General features: G+C 35.5%; 24 protein-coding genes and 1 riboswitch. Of the genes, 17 read left to right on the top strand and 7 right to left on the bottom strand.

Features of this window, described 5'->3' with window-relative positions:
• Positions 1-300: 300 nt before the first annotated feature.
• From MOC86_RS19840 to MOC86_RS19850, 3 genes are all read right to left on the bottom strand, one after another.
• On the bottom strand, positions 301-2,253 hold the full coding sequence (locus tag MOC86_RS19840; protein WP_268585723.1) for an FUSC family protein: 1,953 nt from the start codon (positions 2,251-2,253) through the stop codon (positions 301-303).
• A gap of 419 nt (positions 2,254-2,672) precedes the next feature.
• A complete protein-coding gene (locus MOC86_RS19845; RefSeq protein ID WP_268585724.1) occupies positions 2,673-3,473 on the bottom strand; it encodes a DUF2935 domain-containing protein in 801 nt (266 codons plus the stop codon).
• 565 nt (positions 3,474-4,038) lie between these two features.
• Positions 4,039-4,809 (bottom strand): IclR family transcriptional regulator, encoded by a 771-nt coding sequence (locus tag MOC86_RS19850; protein ID WP_268585725.1) that lies wholly within the window; start codon positions 4,807-4,809, stop codon positions 4,039-4,041.
• Between the two features lie 439 nt (positions 4,810-5,248).
• Here MOC86_RS19850 and MOC86_RS19855 point away from each other — a divergent pair, with 439 nt between their 5' ends.
• The 13 genes from MOC86_RS19855 to MOC86_RS19915 all read left to right on the top strand — a co-directional run bounded on the left by MOC86_RS19855 (position 5,249) and on the right by MOC86_RS19915 (position 19,481).
• Positions 5,249-6,697: an aldehyde dehydrogenase family protein gene (locus MOC86_RS19855; RefSeq protein ID WP_268585726.1), complete on the top strand. Its 1,449-nt coding sequence runs from the start codon at positions 5,249-5,251 to the stop codon at positions 6,695-6,697.
• Positions 6,698-6,874: 177 nt separating this feature from the next.
• Positions 6,875-8,632, top strand: a complete 1,758-nt coding sequence (locus MOC86_RS19860) for a thiamine pyrophosphate-binding protein (protein WP_268585727.1) — start codon at positions 6,875-6,877, stop codon at positions 8,630-8,632.
• 38 nt (positions 8,633-8,670) lie between these two features.
• Entirely contained in the window at positions 8,671-9,495 is an 825-nt protein-coding gene (locus tag MOC86_RS19865; RefSeq protein ID WP_268585728.1) for a sugar phosphate isomerase/epimerase family protein, read from the top strand.
• A gap of 251 nt (positions 9,496-9,746) precedes the next feature.
• Complete coding sequence (aroQ, locus tag MOC86_RS19870; RefSeq protein ID WP_268585730.1) at positions 9,747-10,184, top strand: type II 3-dehydroquinate dehydratase; 438 nt, start codon at positions 9,747-9,749, stop codon at positions 10,182-10,184.
• 423 nt (positions 10,185-10,607) lie between these two features.
• Positions 10,608-11,843, top strand: a complete 1,236-nt coding sequence (locus MOC86_RS19875) for an MFS transporter (protein WP_268585732.1) — start codon at positions 10,608-10,610, stop codon at positions 11,841-11,843.
• A 175-nt stretch (positions 11,844-12,018) separates the two neighbouring features.
• Entirely contained in the window at positions 12,019-12,999 is a 981-nt protein-coding gene (locus tag MOC86_RS19880) for an aldo/keto reductase (RefSeq protein ID WP_268585733.1), read from the top strand.
• A 351-nt stretch (positions 13,000-13,350) separates the two neighbouring features.
• Positions 13,351-13,794 (top strand): helix-turn-helix domain-containing protein, encoded by a 444-nt coding sequence (locus tag MOC86_RS19885; RefSeq protein ID WP_268585734.1) that lies wholly within the window; start codon positions 13,351-13,353, stop codon positions 13,792-13,794.
• Positions 13,795-14,192: 398 nt separating this feature from the next.
• Positions 14,193-14,615 (top strand): MarR family winged helix-turn-helix transcriptional regulator, encoded by a 423-nt coding sequence (locus MOC86_RS19890; RefSeq protein WP_268585735.1) that lies wholly within the window; start codon positions 14,193-14,195, stop codon positions 14,613-14,615.
• 61 nt (positions 14,616-14,676) lie between these two features.
• On the top strand, positions 14,677-15,075 hold the full coding sequence (locus tag MOC86_RS19895) for a DoxX family protein (protein WP_243512411.1): 399 nt from the start codon (positions 14,677-14,679) through the stop codon (positions 15,073-15,075).
• 128 nt (positions 15,076-15,203) lie between these two features.
• Positions 15,204-16,142, top strand: coding sequence for a ring-cleaving dioxygenase (locus MOC86_RS19900; protein ID WP_268585738.1), 939 nt, complete (start codon positions 15,204-15,206; stop codon positions 16,140-16,142).
• Positions 16,143-16,164: 22 nt separating this feature from the next.
• A complete protein-coding gene (locus tag MOC86_RS19905; protein ID WP_268585739.1) occupies positions 16,165-16,773 on the top strand; it encodes a flavin reductase family protein in 609 nt (202 codons plus the stop codon).
• 141 nt (positions 16,774-16,914) lie between these two features.
• Complete coding sequence (locus MOC86_RS19910; RefSeq protein ID WP_268585740.1) at positions 16,915-17,526, top strand: alpha/beta hydrolase; 612 nt, start codon at positions 16,915-16,917, stop codon at positions 17,524-17,526.
• A gap of 645 nt (positions 17,527-18,171) precedes the next feature.
• Positions 18,172-18,272, top strand: a riboswitch (SAM riboswitch).
• An 81-nt stretch (positions 18,273-18,353) separates the two neighbouring features.
• Positions 18,354-19,481 carry a 5-methyltetrahydropteroyltriglutamate--homocysteine S-methyltransferase gene (locus MOC86_RS19915; RefSeq protein ID WP_268585741.1) on the top strand — a complete coding sequence of 376 codons (1,128 nt, stop codon included), beginning with the start codon at positions 18,354-18,356 and terminating at the stop codon, positions 19,479-19,481.
• A gap of 317 nt (positions 19,482-19,798) precedes the next feature.
• On the opposite strand, the gene MOC86_RS19920 is transcribed toward MOC86_RS19915, so the two are convergent.
• Together MOC86_RS19920 and MOC86_RS19925 are read right to left on the bottom strand one after the other, a co-directional pair.
• Complete coding sequence (locus tag MOC86_RS19920; protein WP_268585742.1) at positions 19,799-20,362, bottom strand: hypothetical protein; 564 nt, start codon at positions 20,360-20,362, stop codon at positions 19,799-19,801.
• Positions 20,363-20,532: 170 nt separating this feature from the next.
• Positions 20,533-21,114, bottom strand: a complete 582-nt coding sequence (locus MOC86_RS19925; protein WP_268585744.1) for a TIGR00730 family Rossman fold protein — start codon at positions 21,112-21,114, stop codon at positions 20,533-20,535.
• Positions 21,115-21,214: 100 nt separating this feature from the next.
• On the opposite strand from MOC86_RS19925, the gene MOC86_RS19930 reads away from it, so the two are divergent.
• Complete coding sequence (locus tag MOC86_RS19930; RefSeq protein ID WP_268585745.1) at positions 21,215-21,532, top strand: MazG-like family protein; 318 nt, start codon at positions 21,215-21,217, stop codon at positions 21,530-21,532.
• Positions 21,533-21,805: 273 nt separating this feature from the next.
• Positions 21,806-22,009: a cold-shock protein gene (locus MOC86_RS19935; RefSeq protein ID WP_243512382.1), complete on the top strand. Its 204-nt coding sequence runs from the start codon at positions 21,806-21,808 to the stop codon at positions 22,007-22,009.
• Between the two features lie 278 nt (positions 22,010-22,287).
• Here MOC86_RS19935 and MOC86_RS19940 read toward each other — a convergent pair whose 3' ends face one another.
• A complete protein-coding gene (locus tag MOC86_RS19940) occupies positions 22,288-22,398 on the bottom strand; it encodes a cold-inducible protein YdjO-related protein (RefSeq protein ID WP_268585746.1) in 111 nt (36 codons plus the stop codon).
• Positions 22,399-22,776: 378 nt separating this feature from the next.
• Here MOC86_RS19940 and MOC86_RS19945 point away from each other — a divergent pair, with 378 nt between their 5' ends.
• Together MOC86_RS19945 and MOC86_RS19950 are read left to right on the top strand one after the other, a co-directional pair.
• Entirely contained in the window at positions 22,777-24,195 is a 1,419-nt protein-coding gene (locus tag MOC86_RS19945; RefSeq protein WP_268585747.1) for a DEAD/DEAH box helicase, read from the top strand.
• 349 nt (positions 24,196-24,544) lie between these two features.
• The gene (locus MOC86_RS19950; protein WP_268585748.1) at positions 24,545-24,718 is read left to right on the top strand and encodes a hypothetical protein; all 174 of its coding nucleotides are present in this window, start codon (positions 24,545-24,547) and stop codon (positions 24,716-24,718) included.
• Positions 24,719-24,794: 76 nt separating this feature from the next.
• Here the strand turns inward: MOC86_RS19950 and MOC86_RS19955 are convergent, their stop codons facing one another.
• Positions 24,795-24,995 (bottom strand): cold-shock protein, encoded by a 201-nt coding sequence (locus tag MOC86_RS19955; RefSeq protein WP_243512368.1) that lies wholly within the window; start codon positions 24,993-24,995, stop codon positions 24,795-24,797.
• Between the last annotated feature and the right edge of the window lie 160 nt (positions 24,996-25,155).

A 25,155-nucleotide genomic window follows, 5' to 3' on the forward strand; every position in this document is an offset into this window, starting at 1 on the left:
ACTTGACAGGGGTCACTTCACAATGAATTTGCGCTTTTTTTCACTTCTTTGTATTTAGAGTATGATATATAAAAGGATGAAGTAAATGAACTTTAATCTTTCATAGTCACTCCTAACAAAGTGGCAAATTATATAGCCCCATATGTTGATCCTTTACATGATTTTAAATTAGATGATCAAAGGTAGAGGAACTAATCTCTCTCTTTTATTTCGGGAATAGAAACGATACATATTCTTACAAAAGCACAACACGTTTTAAAGAACCAGTTTGTCCAAAATTAAGTGAAGTTCATTCATCAATTAAAACGATTTCTCAAATCGAAGAGCTTTCTGAAGATTGAGGATTTGATTTTGAATATTTGAGAATCCTTCTATTTCAGGTACATGTTTCTCAGTTGGGTATTGATTGTTCTCTACAGCAAGAGCCATTGTTTCAAAAACATAAAGCAATTGAGCAAGGTCCTTATCTGGAAGAGTTCGTCTCTCATAATATTTGAAGCTAGATTCAAGATAATATCCTAATTGGTTTACTGAAAATATAACAGGCCATAGCGATTCTAATTTGTCCTTATTACTAAATAGTTCACCTAAAGCTGTATCATAGACTGTTAATAAATTAACTAAATTTGTTTGCATTCTGTCTCTTTCTCTGCACTCTTCCAAATGTAGACTTTGATTATTTTTTGAGAATAAACTCAATAAAAACTGTCCTTGGCTTCGAATTGTAGCAGCAGTAAAATGATTAAGCACACTAGAAGCTGATTTTCTTCCAACTAAAAATATGCCAATGAGCCCAATAATAATACCTACTATAATATCTGTGATTCTTACAGTAGCAAAGAAGGGAAAATCATATACTTTACTTGAGTATTCTGCCATAACCAAAGCTGATGGCGTAAAAAACATAGCAGCTATTCCATAATTTCGAACGATAAAAAGTTCTGTAAGAAACGTTAAACACAAAATAATAAAAGCAACCATGTATCCATTGTGTACAGATACAAGAATTACACTTGCTAATAGTACGCCAATAATGGTTCCAAAAGTTCGTTGAACAGCACGGTGGAACGTTGCTATAACTGTTGGTCCAGACATGACCGCAGCACAAGATAAAGGGACCCAGTATGATCGATCAAAACCGAACGAATAGGCAATAATAGCAGTAAGCATAAGGGTGATTCCAAATTTTATAGCAGAGAGAAACACGATGGAATTTTTATCAAAAGCATTTAGAAAAATGGTTTTGAGAGAAGGCTTTGAAATTCTTACTTCTTGTTGTATTTTATCAATAGGTTCATTTAGTATCCTGCTGGCATTATGAATTTTCACGGATAAGTTTTCTATTTCTTTATCCACTCCATGTAACTTTGAAATGTTAACTGTCTTTCTCTTTTTAGATCCAATAGCATGAGCTAAATTTCGGACAGATTGTGCTAATTCAGACGGTATTGTGAGATTTTTCTCCACGGATAAATCGAGAGCCTCTAAAAATATTCGGTTAGCCTGTTCATTTAATAGAAACAACCTTGTAAATGTGTCTGTCTTCCTCTTAGAAGAATAACCTGCTAATAACATATTTTCTGCTTGTTTCATCACTAAAACTGTTTGATGTCTTGCAGTATCAAAATTTACTTTACCAATTGAATCTAAGAAATAGGCTAATTCTACGTATACTCTTTTTATGGCAACTGTCTCGGGTCCATGAGGAGATATAAACCAACCCGCCATGCAAATTATCCAAGATAGTCCACCTCCTAAAAAGACAAATCCCCCAAGCAAAAGAGCAAGTGATGGGTCACTAGGCATACCAGTAGCCATTGCAAAACTTAAGACAAAAAATAGAGCAGAGGGTCCGGTAATCTTTAAAGCCCCAAAAATAAATATAGCTATGGCTCCAATGAGTCCCATAACTATAGCAGTTCCGAGCGGATAGGGAGCTAAAAGGGAGCCAAGGACCATAGATAAAGACATTCCTAGCGCTACACAAAAAATTCTTTTAGCTCTTTGTACATAGGGTTGGTTAAATACATAAAGATAGGTGAACGCTCCAATACTAGCTAGCAAACCATACTCTAGATATCCCCCAAAAAATCCAATAACTATAGGTAAAGCAGCAGCTATTCCAGCATTTAAAGCTTTTATCCAGGGGAAAGGGTTCTTTTTTATTATAAAAGCTTGTTTAAACGTTGTATGAATTGTATTCAATTTAGGATGAACAGATTTTGATGATTTTCTTTGTTGATTTTTGTTCATTCTACTATCTCCTTCTCAAAATATGTCACGTTATGTTTTGTATTATTTTTTAATATGGTAGTTGAGCAATTCTTTATGATTATAGAGAATCCTGTGAAAAATTAACTTCTAGCGTTATCGTTTATTCTTTATCTTTAGGATGGGACTATGTATGATAAGTTCATATCATTCAGTTTTTCTCATTTAGACGATACAGATAATGATTCAATATAGTGTAAAAGCCATGTCCTACTTATGATAGGACATGGCTTTCTTTAATTCATATACCGATAGCTTACATTATGCTGACTAAAACACCATATGATCTTCTATATAACGGAACAGATTAGATTATTTAACAAATAAAGTTTTATCTTAACGTTATTTGTGTAATTATAGGTTACTTAAAATCTTAGAAATGCATAGGAGAAAGTTCATACCTACTTATAGTTGGAGGAGGTAGGACTACAAGATGGATTTTCTGTATTCGTTGATTGTGCTAATTTCGTTAAATAGTAGCATTCTTCTCTCATCATGTGATCTGCCATTAGAGCAGAAAATGTACTGAGCATTTCGTTTGATAGTTCCAATTCTTCGATCTCATGAAGAAATACTTGAAATAATTCTATTTCTAACCTAACGTCTTTGTTCATTTTCTTTAATGCGGGAAAGGATTCGAGATTTGTTCTTAAATATCCGGTCAACTCTACAGCTTTCAGATAAAAATGTTCAAAGTGGGTAGAGAACTGCATACTCTTTTGCTTCATCTTCTTTTCTACTGCGTCAAGACTATCGGAAATAGCTCCAGCATGCCCTGCAGCATCTAAAGTCCATAGTAAATGATGGTGAAGTTCATGAAAGACAGGTGGAACTTGTTTCTTTTCTAAGTAGCCAAGAATTAATAAATACTCATCAAGTTCATTGACCATATGGTTTAGGAAAGTAGGTGTAAGATGAATAGTAAAGTCAGTTGTTAAGTGCTTTTTTAATAAGGATAATTTAAATTCTTTAAGTGCTAATGCTTGGGCTTTAGCCTCCATTGTAAGCTTTTCTATATTATGAGATGGACCCTTGACGCTGTCTAACAAAGTACTAAACGATTGAATGAACGTTTTAGCTATTTGTATTTCTTCCTTCTCTTTTTCTGCTAAAGAATCTAAGATAAATTGTGAATGGTCTTTTAAAACTTGAATCCAAAATGTATGTTCAAAAATTGCATTTTGAGTATAGCTACTATTCATTGTTTTCCTCCCTTAATAAGTAATAAGATAGCTACCTTTCATACATATTAGAGAGAACCTATTTATATTAATGTATAAGAGAAAATTTAGAACAGATAAGCTATGCATTTTATGTAAACAACTAATTAGCTATAAATCATATATACGTAAGACCGCCTTATATACCAATGGATATGAGGCGGTCTTTGCTATGACCATGACTATTATTTATGAGAGGCTAAAGTCTTTCATATGTTCTAAAGGATCCTTATATTAAATAAATATCATCTTTAGTTAATTGTACCTAGGAATACACATACGTCCATTTTTAATACCTTTTTATTTTAAGGGTGTTTATTTAATACATATAGCCTTCTCCATTTTCTTATTAAATAAGGTGCATCTAAAATATAGTCACTTTCTTGTAAAAGATAAATATTATAAGTTTACGGAAAATAATCCCACCGCTCAGAGCTGAGCTGTGGGATTGTCAACGTGGTACTATTATTATCTGTAATTTGGCAGGTCATTTAGATGTAGATTTTCTAGAAAATAATGATTGGTTAAGAAGTTTTTTAGAATATACTTATAGTACTTTTTCTTGATGAACGTAACCCATTTTAGAAGAAATTAAAAAAGCAGCATCTTTAACGAGTTTTTGGTAATTTGTTATGTTTTCCTGAGAAAATCTACTCGTTGGTCCAGAAATCGAAAGAGATGCCTTGACCACTCCGTTTATATCGAAAATGGGTGCTGAAACAGCTGAAGAGCCGACTTCTTCTTCATCAATACTACTACAAAAATAGACTGTTTTTATTTCTTCCAATTCGCTCATTAACTGTGGTCTCGGATTAACTGCAGTTTCTAAAACCATTTGGACAAACTCCTCATTTTTAAAAGCAAGTATTGACTTTCCTCCAGCACCTGCCCATAAAGGGTGCTTTACTCCAATTTTAATACTATGACTTATAGTATTAAGGCCTAGAGATTGCTCAATACATACTCTATAGATTCCTTCTAAAGTATGTAAGTTAATGGTTTCTTTTGTTTCATCTCGTAATTTTTCCATAATAGGTTTTGCAATAGTTTTTAACTCAATGGATTTACCAGCTATATGACCCAAATAATAAATTTGTTTACCAAGTTTATATTTAAGTGTTGATAAATCTTTTTCTACATATCCATTTTGTTCTAGGGTTGCCAAAAGTCTAGTTGTTGTAGATTTGGCTAATCCTATCTTTTCTGAAATTTGAGTTAAATTTAATTGGGGTTGTTCTTCATCAAAGCAAGCAAGAATATCCAATGCTCTTTGAACGGTTCGTATGCTTTGTCCTCCATTTTCTTTTTCTAATGGCATCTTTTCATCATCCTTTTATGTTTAATAAAATGGTTTGTTGATTAAAATGAATTCCACTAGTTGGAACTTGTTTACATCCTACACTGAATTTTATTTGCAATCAAGTTTTTTTAGATGTCATCCCTTCCCCATTAAAAGTGACTATAACTCAATAATTAAGAACTTTATAGATAGTTTTTTGAAAATTTTATATTAATAAACTATTGAAAAAATAAAAAAATTGATATACAATCACTTTGAGGTTTCATAGAATGTAATCGTATTCCACTCAGTGGAATATAGATGCGAAGTTTGATGAGTATAAATAAACAAAAAAGGGGAGACCATTAATTATCTGTAATTAGTTGTCGAAAAAAAACAAAAATGAAAGCGTTTATACTGTTTTATTTAAATCCAAAATAATTGACAAACTATCATTTAGAAAGATAGGTGATAAAAGATGATAAAAACAACTGTAAAAAAAGCACAGCCTTATATTAACGGGGAATGGGTTGAAACAAATCGTGAAAGTGTTTTAATTAAAAGTCCTTACTCCGGAGACGTAGTTGGTGAGCAGGTACTCGCAACACAGGAAGATGTAGAAAATGCTTTGGCCTCTGCTTACGCATCAAAAAAACAAATTGCTAATATTCCTTCTTATGAACGAGCAAAAATTTTAAAGCGGGCAGCTTGCTTACTAGAACAAGAGAAAGAGAGATTTGCTGGACTTATTTCTCTTGAATTAGGAAAACCTTTAAAAAATACGCTTGATGAAGTATCCCGCTCCATTGAAACATTAGAACTATCAGGTGAAGAGGCAAAACGCTTAATAGGAGAAACATTGCCTGGTGATGCTTCTGAAAGAGGAACAAAAGCGATTGCTTCTACTTTTCGGGTACCTGTTGGAGTTGTTGCTGCTATTACACCATTTAATGCTCCTCTAAATCTTGTTTGCCATAAGGTTGGCCCAGCATTTGCAGCAGGCAATAGTGTGATTTTGAAGCCGGCTCCTCAAACAGCGCTGATCGCGACTAAATTATTAAAGTTATTATTAGAGGCTGGGCTTCCTAAAAACGCTATCAATATGGTGCTTGGTGGAGTGGAAATTGGACAACAAGTTGTAAAAGATGACCGCATTAATGTGATTTCTTTTACAGGCGGGGTAGTGGCAGCTAGGAATATATGTGAATTAGCTAATATGAAAAAAGTACTTCTTGAGCTTGGTGGAAACGCTTCTACTATTGTCCATGAAGATGCGAATTTAAAGCGTGCTGCCACTTTGTGCGCAAGAACAGGTTTCAGTAATTCAGGACAAAGCTGTATTTCTGTCCAACGAATTTATGTACATCAATCAATTATTCCAACATTTACGGACCTGTTAAAAGAAGAGGTATTAAAACTTAAAATTGGAGATCCTTCATTACCAGATACAGATGTTGGCTGCTTAGTTGATGAAAATGCAGCGAAACGGGTGATGAATTGGATCAATGAATCTGTTCAGCTAGGAGCGACTGTTGTATGCGGAGGCAAACAATATGGTGCAACAGTAGAACCAACGATTTTATTAAATCCTCCTAAACATAGTAAAGTCGTTTGTCAGGAAGTGTTTGGACCGATAGTAAGTATTATTCCTTACGAAACTATTGAAGATGCCATTGCAGAGACTAATGATTCTTCCTTTGGACTCCAGACAGGACTGTTTACAAATAAAATGGATTTGGCTTATAAAGTTGCCCACTCACTAGAAGTTGGTGGTGTCGTGATTAATGGGACGTCGAATTTCAGACTAGATCATTGGCCTTATGGCGGTGTGAAGAATAGTGGAATTGGGCGTGAAGGTCCTCGTTACGCGATTGAGGATATGACAGAAACAAAAATGATAGTATTACAGCTTCCTATTAACGAATAGTGAACATTAGGTAGCGTATTGTAAGCGTTAACAAGGACGGGGGGAAGAATAATGAAGGGTGTCAGTAATTAATTGCTTCTATGATTCTTCCTTTCGCGGAGTATAAATAGGCCTTTGAAGAGGCTGTTTCAGAAAAGCATGAAAGATGATTATGAATTTTAAGGAGGAACAAAAACAATGAACAATCTCATCTCTCATCAATTAGTCAAGTATTTAGAAGATAGAGGAGTCGAACATATCTTTGGTCTTTGCGGACATACAAATATCGCGGTTTTAACAGCTTTGGAAAATAGTTCAATCAAATTCGTCAATGTTAGACATGAACAAATCTCTGCTCATATGGCTGATGGGTATGCGAGAGTAAAAAAGCAAACGGCTGTTTTATTAAGCCATTTAGGACCTGGCTTAACGAATGCTGCTACAGGAGTTGCTAACGCAGCTTTAGATTCGATTCCAATGGTCGTGATCGCAGGGGATGTTCCAAGTCACTACTATGGTAAACATCCTCATCAGGAAGTTAACTTACATGCTGATGCTTCACAATATGAAATTTATCGTCCGTTTGTTAAGCGTGCATGGCGTGTAGATCGTCCTGATTTATTTCCTGAAATTATGGAGAAGGCTTTTCAATTGGCCGAAAGCGGAAATCCGGGTCCTGTCTTAGTATCAGTACCAATGGATATTTTCTCGAAAGAAGTGGATCCGGCGTTATTTGAGAAGTTAAACCATAATACGAAAATGCTTAATAAGCCTTCAATTGATGAGGTTACAGCGAGAAAGATCATCGAAACTCTTGTAAATGCCCAAAATCCTCTCTTGTATGTTGGTGGAGGGATTTTGCTAGCAGATGCAGCTCAGGAACTGAGAGAACTAGTCGACCATTTGAATATTCCAGTTGCTCATTCTCTTATGGGTAAAGGCGCTGTTTCCGATGACCATCCATTTACATTAGGGATGACAGGCTTCTGGGGAACGAAGTTTATTAATGATAAATGTAAAGAAGCGGATTATATTTTTGCCTTAGGCACTCGTTTTGCTGAAGCGGATAGCAGTTCATGGGAATCAGAATATACCTTTAACTTCCCGCCTACGAAATTGATTCAAATTGACATTGATCCAAGCGAAATTGGCCGGAACTACCCAGTCGAAATTGGAGCGGTAGCAGATTTAAAACAAGCGTTAACTGTGCTAAATCGTGTGGCAAAAGAATTAATTCCAGCAGGATTACAAAATGAGGAGCTTAAACAAGAAATTGCTTCTTATCGAGAAGAATTCAAAAAAAGTAATCAAAAATTTATTACAGATAATTCTTTTCCAATGCAGCCTCAGCGCATCTTAGAAGAAGTGCGCGAAGTCCTTCCGAAAGATGCGTACATTACAACAGATGTAGGCTGGAATAAAAATGGAGTAGGACAGCAGTTTCCAATATATGAAGCAGGCAGTATTTTAACACCTGGAGGTTTCGCTACAATGGGGTTTGGTGCTCCAGCGGCTCTAGGAGCAAAAATTGCTCAACCGGACAAAGTGGTTGTTTCGTTGGTAGGTGACGGCGGTTTTGGGCAGAACCCTGCCTTACTTGCAACAGCGGCTGAAGAAAATATCCCAGTTGTGTGGATTATCATGAATAATTATGCATTCGGTACGATTGCAGGATTGCAAAAAGCCCATTATGGAACAACTCTTGGTACGTTGTTTGAAAGAGATGGAAACCCTTACTCTCCTGACTATGCAGCTATCGCAAAGGCTTATGGGGTGGAAGGAATTAAAATTGAAGCAGCGGAAGAATTTAAACCTGCTTTACAACGGGCCATTGAGTCAAATAAACCAGTTGTCATCGATGTCGCTATGTTAAACAATCCTGTTCCAACTTCTGGACACTGGAATATAATGGATATTTATTCTCCGGATAAGAAGGTTCATCACGTATCTGTATAAATCTAAAAAACACTCTACACTTGGAGGGATAAAAGAAGATGACAAATCGATTTTCCTTAGCCCACCTTACAACACTTGGTTGCACACCACCAGAGATGACTTACCTTGCCGCGAGAGCCGGTTATGATTTCGTCAGCCTTAGACCCATTTATATGGGTCTACCTGGCGAGCCTAACTATGCGTTAGCTGAAAATAAACAGATGATGCGGGAAACGAAAGAGGCACTTGCTGAAACAGGCATACAGCTTCTAGACATTGAGCTAGCACGTATCTGTGATGACGTTGATCCAAAGAAGTATGTACCTGCTATGGAAGTTGCGGCTGAACTTGGCGGGCGCCATGTTCTTAGTAGTATCTGGACGAATGATCGCGATTTATATATGGAGCGTTTTATTGAACTTTGCGAGCTGGCTAAACCGTTCGGACTAACTATAGAATTAGAGTATGTTCCTATTGCAAGTGTGACAAATCTTGCGGAAACTCTTGATGTTCTACGTGCAGCAAATCAGGAAAATGCTGGTCTTATGATCGATATCCATCATTTCCATCGTGCAGGGGATAAGATTGAGGATTTGGACGCAGTACCACGTGAATGGTTCCGTTTTCTTCATCTTTGCGATGCACCTGCGAAAATTCCGGCATCAAAAGAAGAGATGATCAAGATTCTTCGTGAGGAACGTTTGTACATAGGAGAGGGGTGTATTGATATTGCGAGTATCGTGGAGCGTATTCCTGAGATTCCTTACTCAATTGAGCTGCCACATAATAAACGCGCTCAAGAGTTAGGATATGAGGAACATGCGCGGCGTTGCTTGCAGACTGCAAAGGCGTATTTCGAAGCTTACTCTTTTCAGAAGCGTTAGTAAACGCAGGTCGAGTAAATGTACATGAATTTTGAAAACGTGGTCTCACCTCACAAAAACGTGATGAGTCTGAAGATGAAAATTGTTTCTATAAATATAACATCAACTTAATCTATTGAACAATATTACGTGAAATCAACTAAAAATGATATTGAATAGGGAGATAACGTTTATTTGTATTTGCAAGATATTTGCTTATTGTTATAGAAGGATGGGAATGCCCATTCTATAAAAACAAAGGGGGAGATAATATGAAAAAAATTCTGATGTTACATGGAATCAATCATGATATGTTTGGAAAAAGGGACCCTGTTCAATATGGTACAATCACCCTTGAGCAGATCAACGAGCAACTAAACGAACTAGCGAATAAGTTAGATGTTGAAATAGAATGTTTTCAGACTAATCATGAAGGAGAGATGTGTGAAAGAATTCATCAAGCCTTTCTAGAGAATAAGGATGCCATTATCATCAATGCCGGTGCATGGACTCATTATAGTTATGGGCTGCGTGATGCGCTTGCAATTCTTACTGCACCAATTATTGAGATTCATATGTCCAATATTCACGCAAGAGAAGAGTTTCGGCATCATTCGGTTTTTGCTGAAATTGCAAAAGGTCAAATTTGCGGATTTGGGGTGGAAAGCTATCTTCTTGGTTTAAGAGCAGCTGTAGCGGCGATAAAGTAGTCTAATCATAGAGGGGCGGCCTATCAGTATCGGCATGTTCCTCCTTTGTTTGGGAACTGGTGAAATTTATATACGATATTCAAGTTAATTAAAAATCTGAATATTTAGTATAATAACGGTAGTCTAAGAAAGAAAAGCGATGGATAAGAGAAAGAAAATGTTATGAAAACAAATACAATAGATCAATAAATTGATAGCGGTTACAAAAATAACTTAGTTTTTTAAAAAATTTCTTTCTATATAATAAAGTCCTAAGAAGATAGGACGCTAAAACACTTTTGTTTCTTAACTTTAATGAGGTCGATTTAAGTAATTCGTGTTTCAGCCTGTAAGTATTAACGATTCCAATTGTATAAATATCTGTATGATCTAAATTAACCGGTCTTTTCGAAAACTTTTTCTGGTAGATAGGGGTTGTTGGAAATGTATATAAAGACAGCACTAAGCATGTATACAAGTTATCTTTTACTAGGTATGGTGAATATCATACTGATTTCAAATATGACTTCGTTAACGGGTCAGTGGAGTACGGACAGCGCTGGGATTAGTTATATTATTTCTGCAATTGGGATTGGAAAGTTGCTTACTTATGCGTTATCAGGGCGTCTATCAGATAAGTTTGGCAGAAAGCCATTGGTTATTTTTGGAGCTCTTGGATTAGGCATTTTTCTGGCAGGAATTCCGTTGGCGCCAAGCTATCAAATTGCATTTGCTCTTGCACTATTGGCTGGATGCGCCAATTCAGCACTTGATGCAGGCGCGTATCCAGGTTTAGTTGAGATTTTTCCAAAGTCGGCCGGATCTGCTAGTGTAATGGTCAAAGCTTTTATGGCAGTTGGCACAGGACTTTTGCCATTAATGATTTCGTTTATTGCAAGTAAGGGAATGTTTTACGGCTATGCTTTTTTTATACCCGCTGCTGTTTATTTTCTAAATATGTTGTTTTTGATTACGGTTCCTTTTCCAAATCATCGTACAGAGCAAACTCCTGAAATGGACCAGTCTAATGGAAGCACCAAGTTTCTCTCTGAACCAAATTTTAAGAAAGAGGGGCTTGCCCTTGTGGTTATTGGCTTCACTTCTACCGGTCTATTTACTGTGGCTCAAATTTGGCTGCCTTCTTTTGGTCAGCAAGTACTAGGAATGACAGAAGTTCAATCCATTAAACTACTCAGCTATTACAGTGTCGGGATGTTCGTATCTGTTTTATCACTAGCTGTATTATTGAAAAAATTCCTGCGTCCTGTCACAGTCCTTGTGATTTATCCCATCATTACATTTACTTCAATTGTAACTATTTTAACAATTAGGTCACCTGAAATCGTATCGGTAGCTTCCTTTTTTGTCGGCTTTTCAACTGCTGGTATTTTCCAATTGTCAATTGCAACGATTAATGAACTATTCTGGAAAAAGAAAGGAACCGCGACAGGAATTCTTGCTACAGCAGGAGGACTAGCTTCTGTCGTTATGCCACTTGTGACAGGATTTATGTCGAAAAGTGGTAATATTAAATTCATTTTTATTTTTGATGCATTTTTGTCAGTCATTGGTTTGGTGTGTGCGTTATTTGTTTTTTACCGTTATAGAAAGTTAGTTGAGGGACATAGGGAAATAGCGTTTGACAAGGGTGATGAAAAAATAATAGATAAAATGTCTTAAAGGACAAGCTTTTGAATCATTGACGTGTCAGAAGACAAGTGTGTTTTAAATTTATCAGATGAGCGAAAGATGGCTGAAAATTCAGGATGCATCCATACCTTATTGTGATTTTACAATCATTTAGTTAAGTAAAACTTTCATGCTCCAACAAATGATAAAATAGGAGTGAACAAAAATGAAATATATAGAAATCGGAGGAATGGATCGTGGGTGCTCACAACTTATTTTAGGGACCTCGAGCTTTTCACCGGACCGTAGGGCTCTTTCGTTTAAGATGTTAGACGCATTTGTAGGACAAGGAGGAAACACGATAGATACAGCATATCTTTATGGCCAGGGTAATGCTGAGCTTACGTTAGGTATGTGGCTAGAAGAAAGACAGAACCGTAAAGATATAATCATTATTAGTAAAGGTGGTCATCATTTTGTAAATGAAAATGGCCTTCATGATGGGCGGAAAAAAAGAGTCAATCCTAAAGATATTACGCATGATTTGATGATAAGTCTTGAGAGACTTAAAACGGATTATATAGATCTGTACTTGCTTCATCGTGATGATCCATCCGTACCAGTGGAGATCCTTATGGATATGCTACAAGATTTTAAAAATAGGAGTCATATAAAATCATTTGGGGTATCCAATTGGTCAACTGAACGTATCGAAGAAGCGAATAAATATGCTGATGAAAAAGGGTATAATCGTTTACTTGTAAATAGCCCATCGTTTAGTTTAGCCCAAATCAACGAACCTCGTTGGCCAGGAACTGTATATGTGGACGAGACTGATCTTAAGTGGTATAAAAAAACGAACTTCCCACTTTTTTCATGGGCTTCCCAGGCAAGCGGTTTTTTCACAGGACGCTTTTCACCTGAGGACAAATCAAACAAAGATATCGTTCGAGTCTACTATAATGATACTAACTGGGAACGTTTACGAAGAACCAACGAGTTAGCTAAACAAAAAGGGCCTAGATATAATGCCAATCATATTGCTTTGGCATTTGTATTAAATCAGTCGTTTCCTTCTTGTGCTGTAATAGGACCACAAAGCATAGAGGAGTTAAACTCAAGTATCGAAGCTCTAGACATTCAATTGACTTCAGAGGAAAAACGGTGGATTAATGTTGAAGATTCGAACATTGCAGCAAATTCATAGAAACTATTTTGAGTTCTTTTTTCAAGAAGGAGTGGCAAGAGTTTAAAAGGAGGAGTTGCTACAGCAACTCCTCTTTCATTGTACTAAACGAGTATAACGGATTGAATAAAAAGAAGGTTTAAGAGTATGTAATAGAGCGGCCTTTGCATTTATTGATAGAGTATTTGGCTACAATGATTGTCGCCTTATCTATCCAGAAAAGTATGGTTTATAAGAACATTAAAATATAGTCAATGTCTTTCTAAAAATAAAATGTACCCTATTAATCCTGTTAATCATAAGTTCCCATCTCCTAAATTGCTTATAGATTATTTTGCATGAATGTTATAAAGTGGTATTACAGGAGGAATGATGGAATTGGATTTAGGTGAGCGATTACAGAATTTAAGAGAATCAAAAAATATGTCTCGAGAGGATCTCGCTAAAAAAATGAATGTATCTAGAGAAACAGTTTATAAGTGGGAAAATAGCGAATGTTATCCTAATAGTCAAAACCTTTTAAGGTTAAGTGAGATATATGAAACAACAGTTGTTAAACTAATTAAGGTTAATTTCTTAACCTCGCAAATGGAGGAAACGATTGATAAAAGAGAAGAAAATATTTCGAATACTTTGTTTTATATAGGAATGGCAATCATCTTTTTTGGTTTTTTCCTTGATTTACTCTTTGGTTTATCCATCTTTTTTGTAATTTTAAATATCTTAGGAACTCTAATTGTCTGTTTTCCAAAAAAATTGAAGAAGCATATATTTCACATAATTATAGGCTTCAAAAAAAGCTTTAATTCACAATAACAAAAGATCTTGGTCAAACAGTACCAAGGTCTTTTTCCTATAAGCTGCATTAGGTGAACTCGCTTTGTATAGTATATTTAGTTCTCTCCTTTTCTAAAAAAGGGACATTGTCTTTATTTTGTTCGTAAGGGTAGAAACCATTTACGCCTTTTCTATAAAATCGTAAGTTTAAAATATCCAAGATGTAGGATTATGGGATGGTTTTACATCATGAAAAAGAATAAATATAAGCAAGTTGTTAATCGTAAAAAACAATAAAAATCGGACAGAACTTTTATCAAAAATTTATTAGCAAAAAACGTTGACAGAAAAAAATATAAGTATTACAATTATCTCATATTCAAGATATTTTAATTTGAGATAATTTAATTAAAGTTATTTTGAAAGGAGGAAACCAAATGCAGCGGAGATGCACGAATTTGCCCTTTTTGGTATTAATGCAAACATCTAAAGCAGTTCATGAGAGAATGAAGGAAGAGATGTCGAAAAATAAGCTAAATATAATGGAGTTCTCTGTTTTAGAGGTGCTTTACCAAAAAGGGAAACAAACGATTCGCCAAATTGGAGATCATATATTAGTTTCAAGTAGTTCGATGACCTATGTTATCGATAAACTAGAACAAAAAGGTTTATTAAGTCGAAACGCCTGTCAAGAGGATCGTCGTGTAACACATGTTTCATTAACACATGATGGAAATGAATTAATGCAAGAAACCATGCTGAAACATCATAAGGTAGTCGACGATATGTTTGATTCATTAAATCCTGACGAAGCAGAAACACTGGTCCATCTTTTGAAAAAAGTAAAAGATAAAGTTTAGACATTATTTTTTTAGTATATTATCTCGAATTCGAGATAAAAATTATTTAGGAGGGTTTGACATGATAAATGTTGGTTTACTGATCATTCGTTTGGTAATTGGTTTACTGTTTGTTGGCCACGGTGCTCAAAAATTATTTGGTTGGTTCGGCGGTCATGGTTTGAAAGGTACAGGAGGTTGGTTTGAATCCATTGGGATGAAGCCAGGAGTAAAAATAGCTCTTTTTGCAGGATTAGCAGAACTTATTGGAGGAATTTTGTTTGTATTAGGACTTTTAACTCCACTTGCAGGAATCATCATTGCAGGCACAATGGTAATGGCTATTGTAAAGGTGCATGGTCCAAATGGATTATGGGCAACAGATAATGGATATGAATATAATCTAACTTTACTTGTTGTTGCGATAGGCGTAGCTTTAACAGGTCCTGGTCAATATGCTCTTGATGTATTTTTATTCTAAATTATATGGAAGTAGAGATTTTTGGGTTTGAAATGAATATTATTAGATTCTTAGCTTATAAGCCGGTATAAAATAAAGTATCAAGTTGTTTTAATAACTAGATTTTATATAACAAAGGAGTGTTAAAAATGAGTAAAAAAACAATGGGTATTCACCACATTACAGCAATCGTAGGGCATCCACAGGAGAATGTCGATTTCTATGCAGGTGTTTTAGGGTTACGTTTAGTTAAGCAAACCGTCAATTTTGATGACCCAGGTACGTATCATCTTTATTTTGGAGATGAAGGTGGTAAGCCGGGAACCATTATCACTTTCTTTCCATGGGCAGGTGCTCGCCAAGGTACGATAGGAGCGGGTCAAGTAGGTGTCACTTCTTATGTAGTTCCTAAAGGTGCTATGGAATTCTGGGAAAAAAGGCTAGAAAAGTTCAATGTTGTGTTTACTAGAATGGAACGCTTTGGAGAACAATATTTAGAATTTGATGACCCTCATGGTCTTCACTTGGAGATTGTTGAAAGAGAAGAAGGCGAACTCAATACATGGAGTTTTGGTGATGTAACACCTGAAGTCGCTATTAAAGGGTTTGGGGGAGCAACTTTACTATCAACTCAGCCTAATAAAACAGCAGAATTATTAGAAAAGGTAATGGGTCTTGAATTAGTCGGTAAAGAAGGAGATTTCGCTCGTTACCGTTCTACAGCTGATCTAGGAAATATTATTGATCTTAAATTGACTACTATTGGACGTGGACAAATGGGTGTCGGTACCGTACACCATATTGCATGGCGAGCTATTGACGATAAAGATCAACTAGATTGGCAAGAATATATTGCAACAAATGGATATGGTGTCACACCTGTACGAGACAGAAATTATTTTAATGCCATTTACTTCAAAGAACATGGCGAAATCCTATTTGAAATTGCAACGGATCCTCCAGGATTTGCTCATGATGAATCACAAGAGACAATGGGCGAAAATTTGATGCTTCCATTACAATATGAGCCTCAGAGAGAGAAAATTGAACAAGTGTTACTGCCGTTTGAAGTAAGAGAATTAGACTAATGTTGCGAAAGGGATGATTTCTTTGCTTTCAATTGAGCCAGGTTCTATGTCTGAAAGAGAAATTTATAAATTTCTAATAGGGAGCATTATACCTAGACCTATTGCTTTCGTCACTACGATTTCAAAAGACGGTATTTTGAATGGTGCTCCATTTAGTTACTTTAATATTGTATCATCGAACCCTCCTATGATTTCTCTATCTATTCAACGCTCTGCGGGGAAACAAAAGGATACAGCGAGAAATATCATCGAGTCTAAGCAATTTGTTGTGCATATTGTTGACGAACAAAATGTTGAGAAAATAAATAAAACAGCTGCAAGTCTTCCTGCTAATCAAAGTGAGATTGAGTTAGCTAATTTAACTCCCATAGAGAGTGTAAAGATTTCGGTACCCAGTGTAAAGGAAGCGAAAATTCGAATGGAATGTTCATTAGAGCATTCCTTAGAATTGGGAGGTTCAGATTCCCCTGGATGCGATCTGATTATAGGAAAAGTCGTTCAATTTCATATTGAACAGGATATCTATAAAAATGGAAGAATCGATCCTCATGGATTGACTGCAGTAAGTCGATTAGCTGGAAATGATTATGCGAAAATTGGTGAAATCTTTGAAATCAAAAGACCTAAATAAATCTTTATAAAATCCCATGGATGAACCTATCCATGAACTTGGAAAAAAACTGATGTTGCCATCTTGGTTAGAGTCAAAAAGAGAAGAATTAGAAGAAACCTTACCGCAAGTAGAGGTTCGTGTTCTGGAAGGGGATAAATAATGAAGCATATTTTCAATAAAGGGAAAGATTCAACAAAACCAACATTATTATTACTACATGGTACTGGTGGAAATGAATTAGATTTGTTGCCTATTGCAGGAAGAATTGATGATGAGGCTTCTGTCTTAAGTGTTCGAGGAAATGTATTAGAAAATGGAATGCCTCGATTCTTCAGAAGATTGGCTGAAGGGGTATTTGATGAAGAAGACCTTATTTTCCGAACAAAAGAATTAAATGAATTTCTTGATGAGGCAGCAGAAAAATATAGTTTTGATCGCGATAATATTATCGCCATTGGCTACTCAAATGGAGCGAATATAGCAGCTAGTTTATTATTTCACTACCAAAATGCTTTAAAGGGTGCTATTCTTCATCACCCTATGGTACCGAGAAAAGGGATTGAGCTTCCGGACTTATCAGGTAAGTTCGTGTTTATTGCTGCTGGGACAAATGATCCGATTTGCTCGCCAATGGAATCGAATGAGCTTCAATCTTTATTAGAAAAGGCTAATGCACATGTAGAACTTCATTGGGAGAATAAAGGTCACCAATTAACAATCGAAGAGGTAGAAGCTGCAGGAAAGTGGTATCAAAAAATACAGTCCAAATAGTGTAAATGAGTAGGCATGACATTATACCTTGTGATAAATGGAAGCAAAGTGTTCACAGTTAATCAGCTAATTTATCAAGCTATATACTTAAATAACTATGTGGAGAACAGATTGATCTTAAAGGTATATATACGAAAATAAAAAGTGCAAACTTGTTGGTACTAAGCAGGTTTGCGCTTTTATTACTTCTGTTAACGAACAGTATGTAAAATAAATATGGAATGATGATCTAGTTGGTTGCTTATTCTAGTGTTTCCTCTTTATATTGTGTGGATTTTTTTACATCTTAAATTATAGTGTAGTCACAAATAAAGCAAACTCCTTATAATTGGGGGTATGTTAACTTCAAATTAATACTTCATTTAGCCTAAGCCACATAGCTTTTTCAGTTAATACAATAGGGACGCAAAACTGAGGGTAGAATACATAATAAGCAAAGATTTTTAGTCTGTTATTCATATCTTCAAACAGTTTTGGTACTTGTATTTAATCTTGGCAAATGAAGAGTATGATTTAATTCCGCAGGAAATAAAAGGAATTTAAATATAAGATGAAAGTCAACATTAAAATCAATGAGAAATAAATTTTTATTTGACAAAGCAATAAAACAGGTGTAACCTATTTTTAAGTTAAATAATTTGAATATTCTTATCTCGAGAGGTGGAGGGACTGGCCCTAGGAAACCTCGGCAGCGGACTATTAAAGTACTGTGCCAATTCCAGTAGCGATTTGCTTGAAGATAAGAAGAGTACACATTATGACAATTACCCTCTTCTTATTTTTAAGAAGAGGTTTTTTAATTTTGAAAGAAAGAAGGAAATGAAATTATGACAAAGACATTAGTAAAAGCTCCATTTAAAGCAGATCACGTAGGCAGTTTTTTAAGAACAGCACCTCTTAAAGAAGCAAGAACAGCTTACGCAAATGGAGAGATCGATAAGGATGCCTTAAAAGCTGTAGAAGATAAAGAAATTGAAAAGCTTGTCCAAAAACAAATTGAAACAGGCCTTAAATCCATTACAGATGGTGAATTTAGACGCTCTTGGTGGCATTTAGACTTTTTATCAGGTTTAGAAGGTGTAGAGGAGTTTGAAACAGAATATATCAGTCAATTTAAAGGGGCAAAAACAAAAAATAAGGCTATTAGAGTAGTTGGTAAAGTGAATTTCAATCATCATTATATGCTAGAACACTTCACGTTTTTAAAAGAAGCTGTCGAACAATATGGTGATGGAAGCCAAGTTGCTAAATTCTCCATTCCAAGCCCTAACATGTTATTCACTAGAATTCAAGAGGATTCATATTATGGGGGGAACCGTGAGCAGTTTTATAATGATACAGTAGCTGCTTATCAAAAAGCCATTCAAGCTTTTTATGATGCGGGATGCCGTTATCTACAATTAGATGATACTTCTTGGATTGATTTTGTTTCGGAAGAACGTATAAAAGCAGTTGTTGAAAAGCTTGGCATGGATGTACAGGATATTATTGATACGAGAGTAAGCTGCTTAAATGATGCTATCTCTAAGAAGCCTGCGGATATGCTAATCACAATGCATATTTGCCGTGGGAATTTCAGATCCACTTATATCACAAGTGGCGGCTACGATAACATCTCGGATGCAATCTTTGCTAACTTAAAGGTAGACGGACTTTTCCTTGAATATGATGACAACCGTTCAGGTGATTTTGAACCATTAAAAAACTTTACTCGTAATGACCAAACTGTTGTACTAGGATTAATAACATCTAAATTTGCTAAACTAGAAGATCCTGAAACAATTAAAGAAAGAATTCAAGAGGCAGGCCAATACATACCTCTAGAAAACTTATCATTAAGTCCTCAATGTGGATTTGCAAGTACTGAAGAAGGAAACGAGTTAACAGAAGAAGAGCAATGGAATAAAATCAGTCACGTCATTAAAATTGCTCAAGATGTTTGGGAAAATAGCTAAAGAGTGATTTTTAAAAACCTCTCCTGTCACTTAGGAGAGGTTTTTAATCGAATAGTTTTGGTGCAAAAACATCCATTCACTTGTAAGCAATCTCTAAAACTCCGATATACTAATCCTAGTCATCTACAAAAGATGGGTGATCGGTAAGGAAAAGCAACAACTTAAGATGAGTTTTGTATAATTTAAAATCGGTCCGTAAAAGTATATATAAACGAAAATAAAAGCGCAGACTTGTTGTTACTAAGCAGGTTTGCGCTTTTATTACTTCCTTTAATAGATTTTATATTAACTAGCATTCACAAATCATATTCATCAATTTATGATTGTGAGGAATCTAAATTATCGAGTTTCCAATGAGCATTTGCAAACGGATCATTTTTACTATCTATGTATAAATAGAAGTTTTCTAATTCCTCTGTATCTTTAATTGAAAAGGAAACATCAAAAACTATAGATTGTCCTTGAGGGAGATTTGTAAATTTCTCAGCATCGTTAGGAATGGCTTTTCCTATAACTTTTTGGTTTGTTTTCTCATTTTCTACCCAAAATTCTAAAGGTAAAAGAGTAACAGCTGTACCGTCGTCATGAACATTCTTTACTTCAACTTGAGCCTTAATGATACCTGAACCTTCATTGGCTTTTTCGTATGTTCCATCTAAAACAGAGACACCATAATCTCCGCCTTTTGCACCTTCTCCGTAGAAAAGAATTCCTTTTTCTAATTTCTCTATCTCTAACTGCTGTTGCTGCTCTTCAGGAGATAGAGTACGTTCAACTTCTTTTGAAGGTTCAACTTGAGCAGTTTCTTTTTCTTCACTACAGGCTGTCATTAAGCTTGTAAGTATGAATGCCGTGCCTGTTACTTTTAAAAAAGATTTCATAAAATTCCCTTTCTATATCCAATATTTAAATCATAAAGATAATTTTACATTAGAAATAAATGTTTATAAAGGAATTATAAAGGTTTTTTATTCTTATAATGTAGATGATGCTAAGTTTAATTGTAAAGAATCTAGAACAGGATTAGTTACGGTCTAATCCTGTTTTCTAATTAACTCTGAGCTTCTGTAATGTATGTCTTAACAGATGGTGGTTGATATGTATTAAATTGATCGAGCAAACCTTGTGGTTCCGTATCTACAAGAGCCATAGCCCGATATTTTTCTTGTAAGAATTGTTCTTCTGTCATGTGATTAAATAAGGAGACAAGAGGGGTGTAATACTCATTAATGTTTAAGAGTCCACACGGCTTTTGATGTAATCCTAATTGAGCCCATGTAAAAATCTCAAAAAACTCTTCTAATGTCCCTGGTCCACCTGGTAATGCAATAAATCCATCTGCAAGTTCGGCCATCTTTGCTTTTCTTTCATGCATCGATTCTACCACAATAAGCTCTGATACGTTTTTATGAGCAATTTCTCGTTCTTCAAGAAAAGCAGGCATGACTCCAATAACATGGCCACCTGATTCTAATACAGAATCTGCAATAGCTCCCATCACCCCAACACTTGCTCCTCCGTATACAAGAGAAATGTTCCGTCTAGCAAGTTCTTCTCCTAATTTTTTGGCTTCTTTGATATAAAGATCGGTTGCTCCATTACTAGATCCGCAGAATACAGCTATTCGTTTCAAAAGTATCTCCTCCTATGTAAGTCACTGTTATTGATTATACATAATAAGGAATCATTTGTTAAACTTAGATGAAGTCATAAAATGGAAGGGGAATGATTCAATGAATGTGACAGAGTTTCAGGAATGGGTAAAAGAGTACTACCAAATGAGAGGATGGTCAGATTTAGACATCTTTATTAGAATTGGCTTCTTAGCTGAGGAAACGGGAGAAGTAGCCCGAGCCATCCGCTCTTTAGAAATTGGAAGAGATAGACCGGATGAAGGAGATGGAACATGGGAGGAACATAAAAAAGAATTAACGGAGGAATTAGGAGATGTACTTGGTAACCTCATTGTCATTGCTAATAAATATGATATCCCACTAGAAGAAATTTTTAAAATACATAAGGCTAAACTTTCAGAACGATACTCTAATTAAACGTCAATAGTTACATAGTAAACAAAATTATAAACGAAAAGGTATAGGGTGAGACAAGGGAGACCGTATAGTTAGGCTCCCTTTTAAAGATTCATCTACTTTCCTGTATTTGCTATGTTCAGTTCTATATGTTACGATTAACTTAATTATTTTTGTTCGGTGTAAGATTGCGGGAAGAGAAGTCTCTTCAATAGAAATTTTCATCTTGAGATAGTATGGTTGAACAAGGGTAGTAATACAAGTGTGGGGCATCCCACAACAGGAGGCAATATTATGGAACAAGGTACAGTGAAATGGTTTAATGCAGACAAAGGATTCGGTTTTATCGAAGTTGAAGGCGGAGACGATGTATTCGTACATTTCAGCGCAATTCAAGGCGAAGGTTTTAAATCGTTAGACGAAGGTCAAAAAGTAACGTTTGATATCGAACAAGGGCAACGTGGAGCACAAGCTGCTAACGTTCATAAAGTAGCATAATCAAAAGTAAAAAAGACTCCACTGGGAGTCTTTTTTACTTTTGATTTCACTACCTAGCAAAAAACATATTATATCTACTTTTAAAATCTCGGTATAATGAAAAAACCAGAGTTTTAAGTCTGGTTTTTGGGTAAAACCAATAGAACAAGGTATGGACTAGTTATATCATACATTAGAAATATAAAGCAAATATGGCATGTTTGTTTGGTAAGAAATTTAATTTTAGTTAAAAAAGTGCTAGAAGTTTTTTGGGGATTTATACAAAAGGCGAGCATGAATTATTTTTGATGGGGATTAGGAGACGCGTCTAAAAGCCGTTCTCCAACTCGCATTTTATAGTCACACAAAGGACACTTTTGATGATTTTGATAAGAGAAATTTTTTCTCATCTAATCATTCCACTCTTATAATTCGCAGTCCCAAATCTCTGTGTGTTCTCTAGGTAAGGGTTCTGTATTTTTCTTCCTATGGTTATAATACATCACTACATCATCCTTCCTCCTAAATAGTATACCTTTTAAAAAGGAAATATTAAGAACCATATCTTTCTAAATTAAAATACTCTTTATAGATACTATAAGAATTTATAAATACATGTAAGCGTGGATAAAATAAGGCTTGAATTCGTCTTGTACAGATACCTTAAAACAAGATATTAGTTGATAGTAACATTGGTTTACAATACACAGGAATGAATAAGCAACACCTCTGTTTGAAGAGTACTTTTCTCATTTCTGAATTTAAGTAAAAGAAGGAGTACGAAACACTTGAAAAAATTTTCTGATTTTCATTTAAGTAAGGACATTGAAAAGGCCGTTCATAACTTGGGTTTTGAAGAGGCTACGCCGATTCAATCTGAAGCTATTCCGATAGCTATGACGGGTAAAGATCTAATTGGACAAGCTCAAACAGGTACTGGAAAGACAACAGCTTTTGGTATACCCCTTATAGAGCGGGTTGAGCTTGGTGAAGAAACGATTCAGGGAATTGTTCTAGCACCGACACGTGAACTGGCTATTCAAGTAGCTGAGGAGTTAAATCGAATTGGACAGGTAAAAGGTGTTCACACGTTCCCTATTTATGGGGGACAGGATATTAATCGCCAAATCAAGGCGCTTAAGAAAAGACCGCATATTATCTCGGCAACGCCAGGACGTCTTATGGATCATATGAAAAGAAGAACCATTCGTTTAGATCATATTCGTACGGCTGTTCTAGATGAAGCAGATGAGATGTTAAACATGGGCTTTATTGAAGATATCCAAACGATTCTTGGTAGCATTTCTTCTCCACATCAAACCTTATTATTCTCAGCAACCATGTCCAAGCAGGTACAAAGTTTAGCACAGAAGTTTATGAACACTCCTGAACTCGTGAAAGTAAAAGCGAAGGGGTTAACAGTAAAGAACATTGAGCAACAGTATGTGGAAATTCCAGAAAATCAAAAATTTGATGTTCTTTGTAATCTTTTAGATCTTCAAGCACCAGACCTTGCTATTGTGTTTGGGCGTACAAAAAGACGTGTGGATGAACTTGCCGAAGGGCTGAAAAAACGTGGGTATGCAGCAGAAGGTATTCATGGAGATCTTACACAATCAAAACGAGCCGATGTGATTCGTCAATTCAAGGAGCATACTATTGAGGTTATGGTCGCAACCGATGTTGCAGCAAGAGGACTTGATATTACAGGCGTTAGCCATGTCTATAATTTTGATATTCCTCAGGATCCTGAAAGCTATGTTCATCGTATTGGTCGAACAGGGCGAGCAGGTACTAAGGGATTGGCGGTTACATTTATAACTACGAGAGAACGTCATCACTTAAAAGTAATTGAAGATGTCACGAAAACAAGCATGTCTAGACAATCGCCTCCCACTTCTAGTGAAGTAATGGCAGGAAATCAGGAAGCAGTGATTCACCGTGTTTTGACCGCCATTGACAAAACAGAGTTAGGGGAATATAAACCTATGGCGGAAAAGTTATTAGAAGAAGTGGATTCTGTTACCTTATTGTCAGCCACTTTAAAGCTCTTAACAAAAGAATCGAATACGACTCCTGTCCGATTAACTGAAGTGGCACCGCTTCGTAATAAAAAGGCAAAAACAGAACGCAAGAGAAGTAGAGGTAGAAAAGAAACAACAGGCCGTAAAAAAACAACAGGACGTAAAAAAACTTATAGAAAATAAGCCCTTATTGTTTTCTGACTGTATACTTTCCTAGTAGGTATCGAGCTTTATCCCCCGTAAAGTGTTAAAAACAGCTAACTTTTGCTGGATCAACTATTGAAGAAAGGTTGCTTACTTTTTGTACACATCTATAGGAAGAAAACCTACACGGAGTGATGTAAACCTTTCTCAACTCTATTATAAGAATAATACGGCAACTCTAATGGTTAACCCTTATAATTAGGGAGAACTAAAAAATATCAGGCGAAAGAACGAGATAAAATAAAGTACCGTGTGAGATTTAAACTAGATCTCACGATAAATAAAATTAAAAGTTTTATTATGTTTGATACTCGAGAGGATGAGGACTATGAGGGAGAAAATATTTCATGATGGAGAAATAGTAAATATAAGAGGGACAAATGAATTAGTAACAATCTTAAAAAGTCATTATGTGGAAAATATGAAAAGATACTCTTATGTGGTCAATAAATACCCCAGTACTTTTTTCTTTGAAGAAGAATTAAGTAAACATGAAAAATAATGAGTAAGTTTTGATATGAAAATCTTTTTAAGTAAAAACAGACTCTGAAAATAGAGTCTGTTTTTATTATGATCCTTTATACTTTACGGACGTTTGTCGCTTGTGGGCCACGTTGACCTTGTTCAATATCAAACGTTACTTTTTGGCCTTCGTCTAACGATTTAAAACCTTCGCCTTGAATTGCGCTAAAATGTACGAATACATCGTCTCCGCCTTCAACTTCGATAAAACCAAATCCTTTGTCTGCATTAAACCATTTCACTGTACCTTGTTCCATAATATTGCCTCCTAGAATATAAAAAATACACCAGGTTATAATTAAGCCTAGCTTACTTATTATATTATCTCAATGAGGGCGTTTTAAACTTGAATTATCATGTTTTCCTTACGAATTTAAACACTAGCACAGTTTGAAAATGAATTTATATAAATTCTTG

The sequence above is a fragment of the Priestia endophytica genome, assembly GCF_026790145.1.
Taxonomy (GTDB): domain Bacteria; phylum Bacillota; class Bacilli; order Bacillales; family Bacillaceae_H; genus Bacillus_I; species Bacillus_I endophytica_A.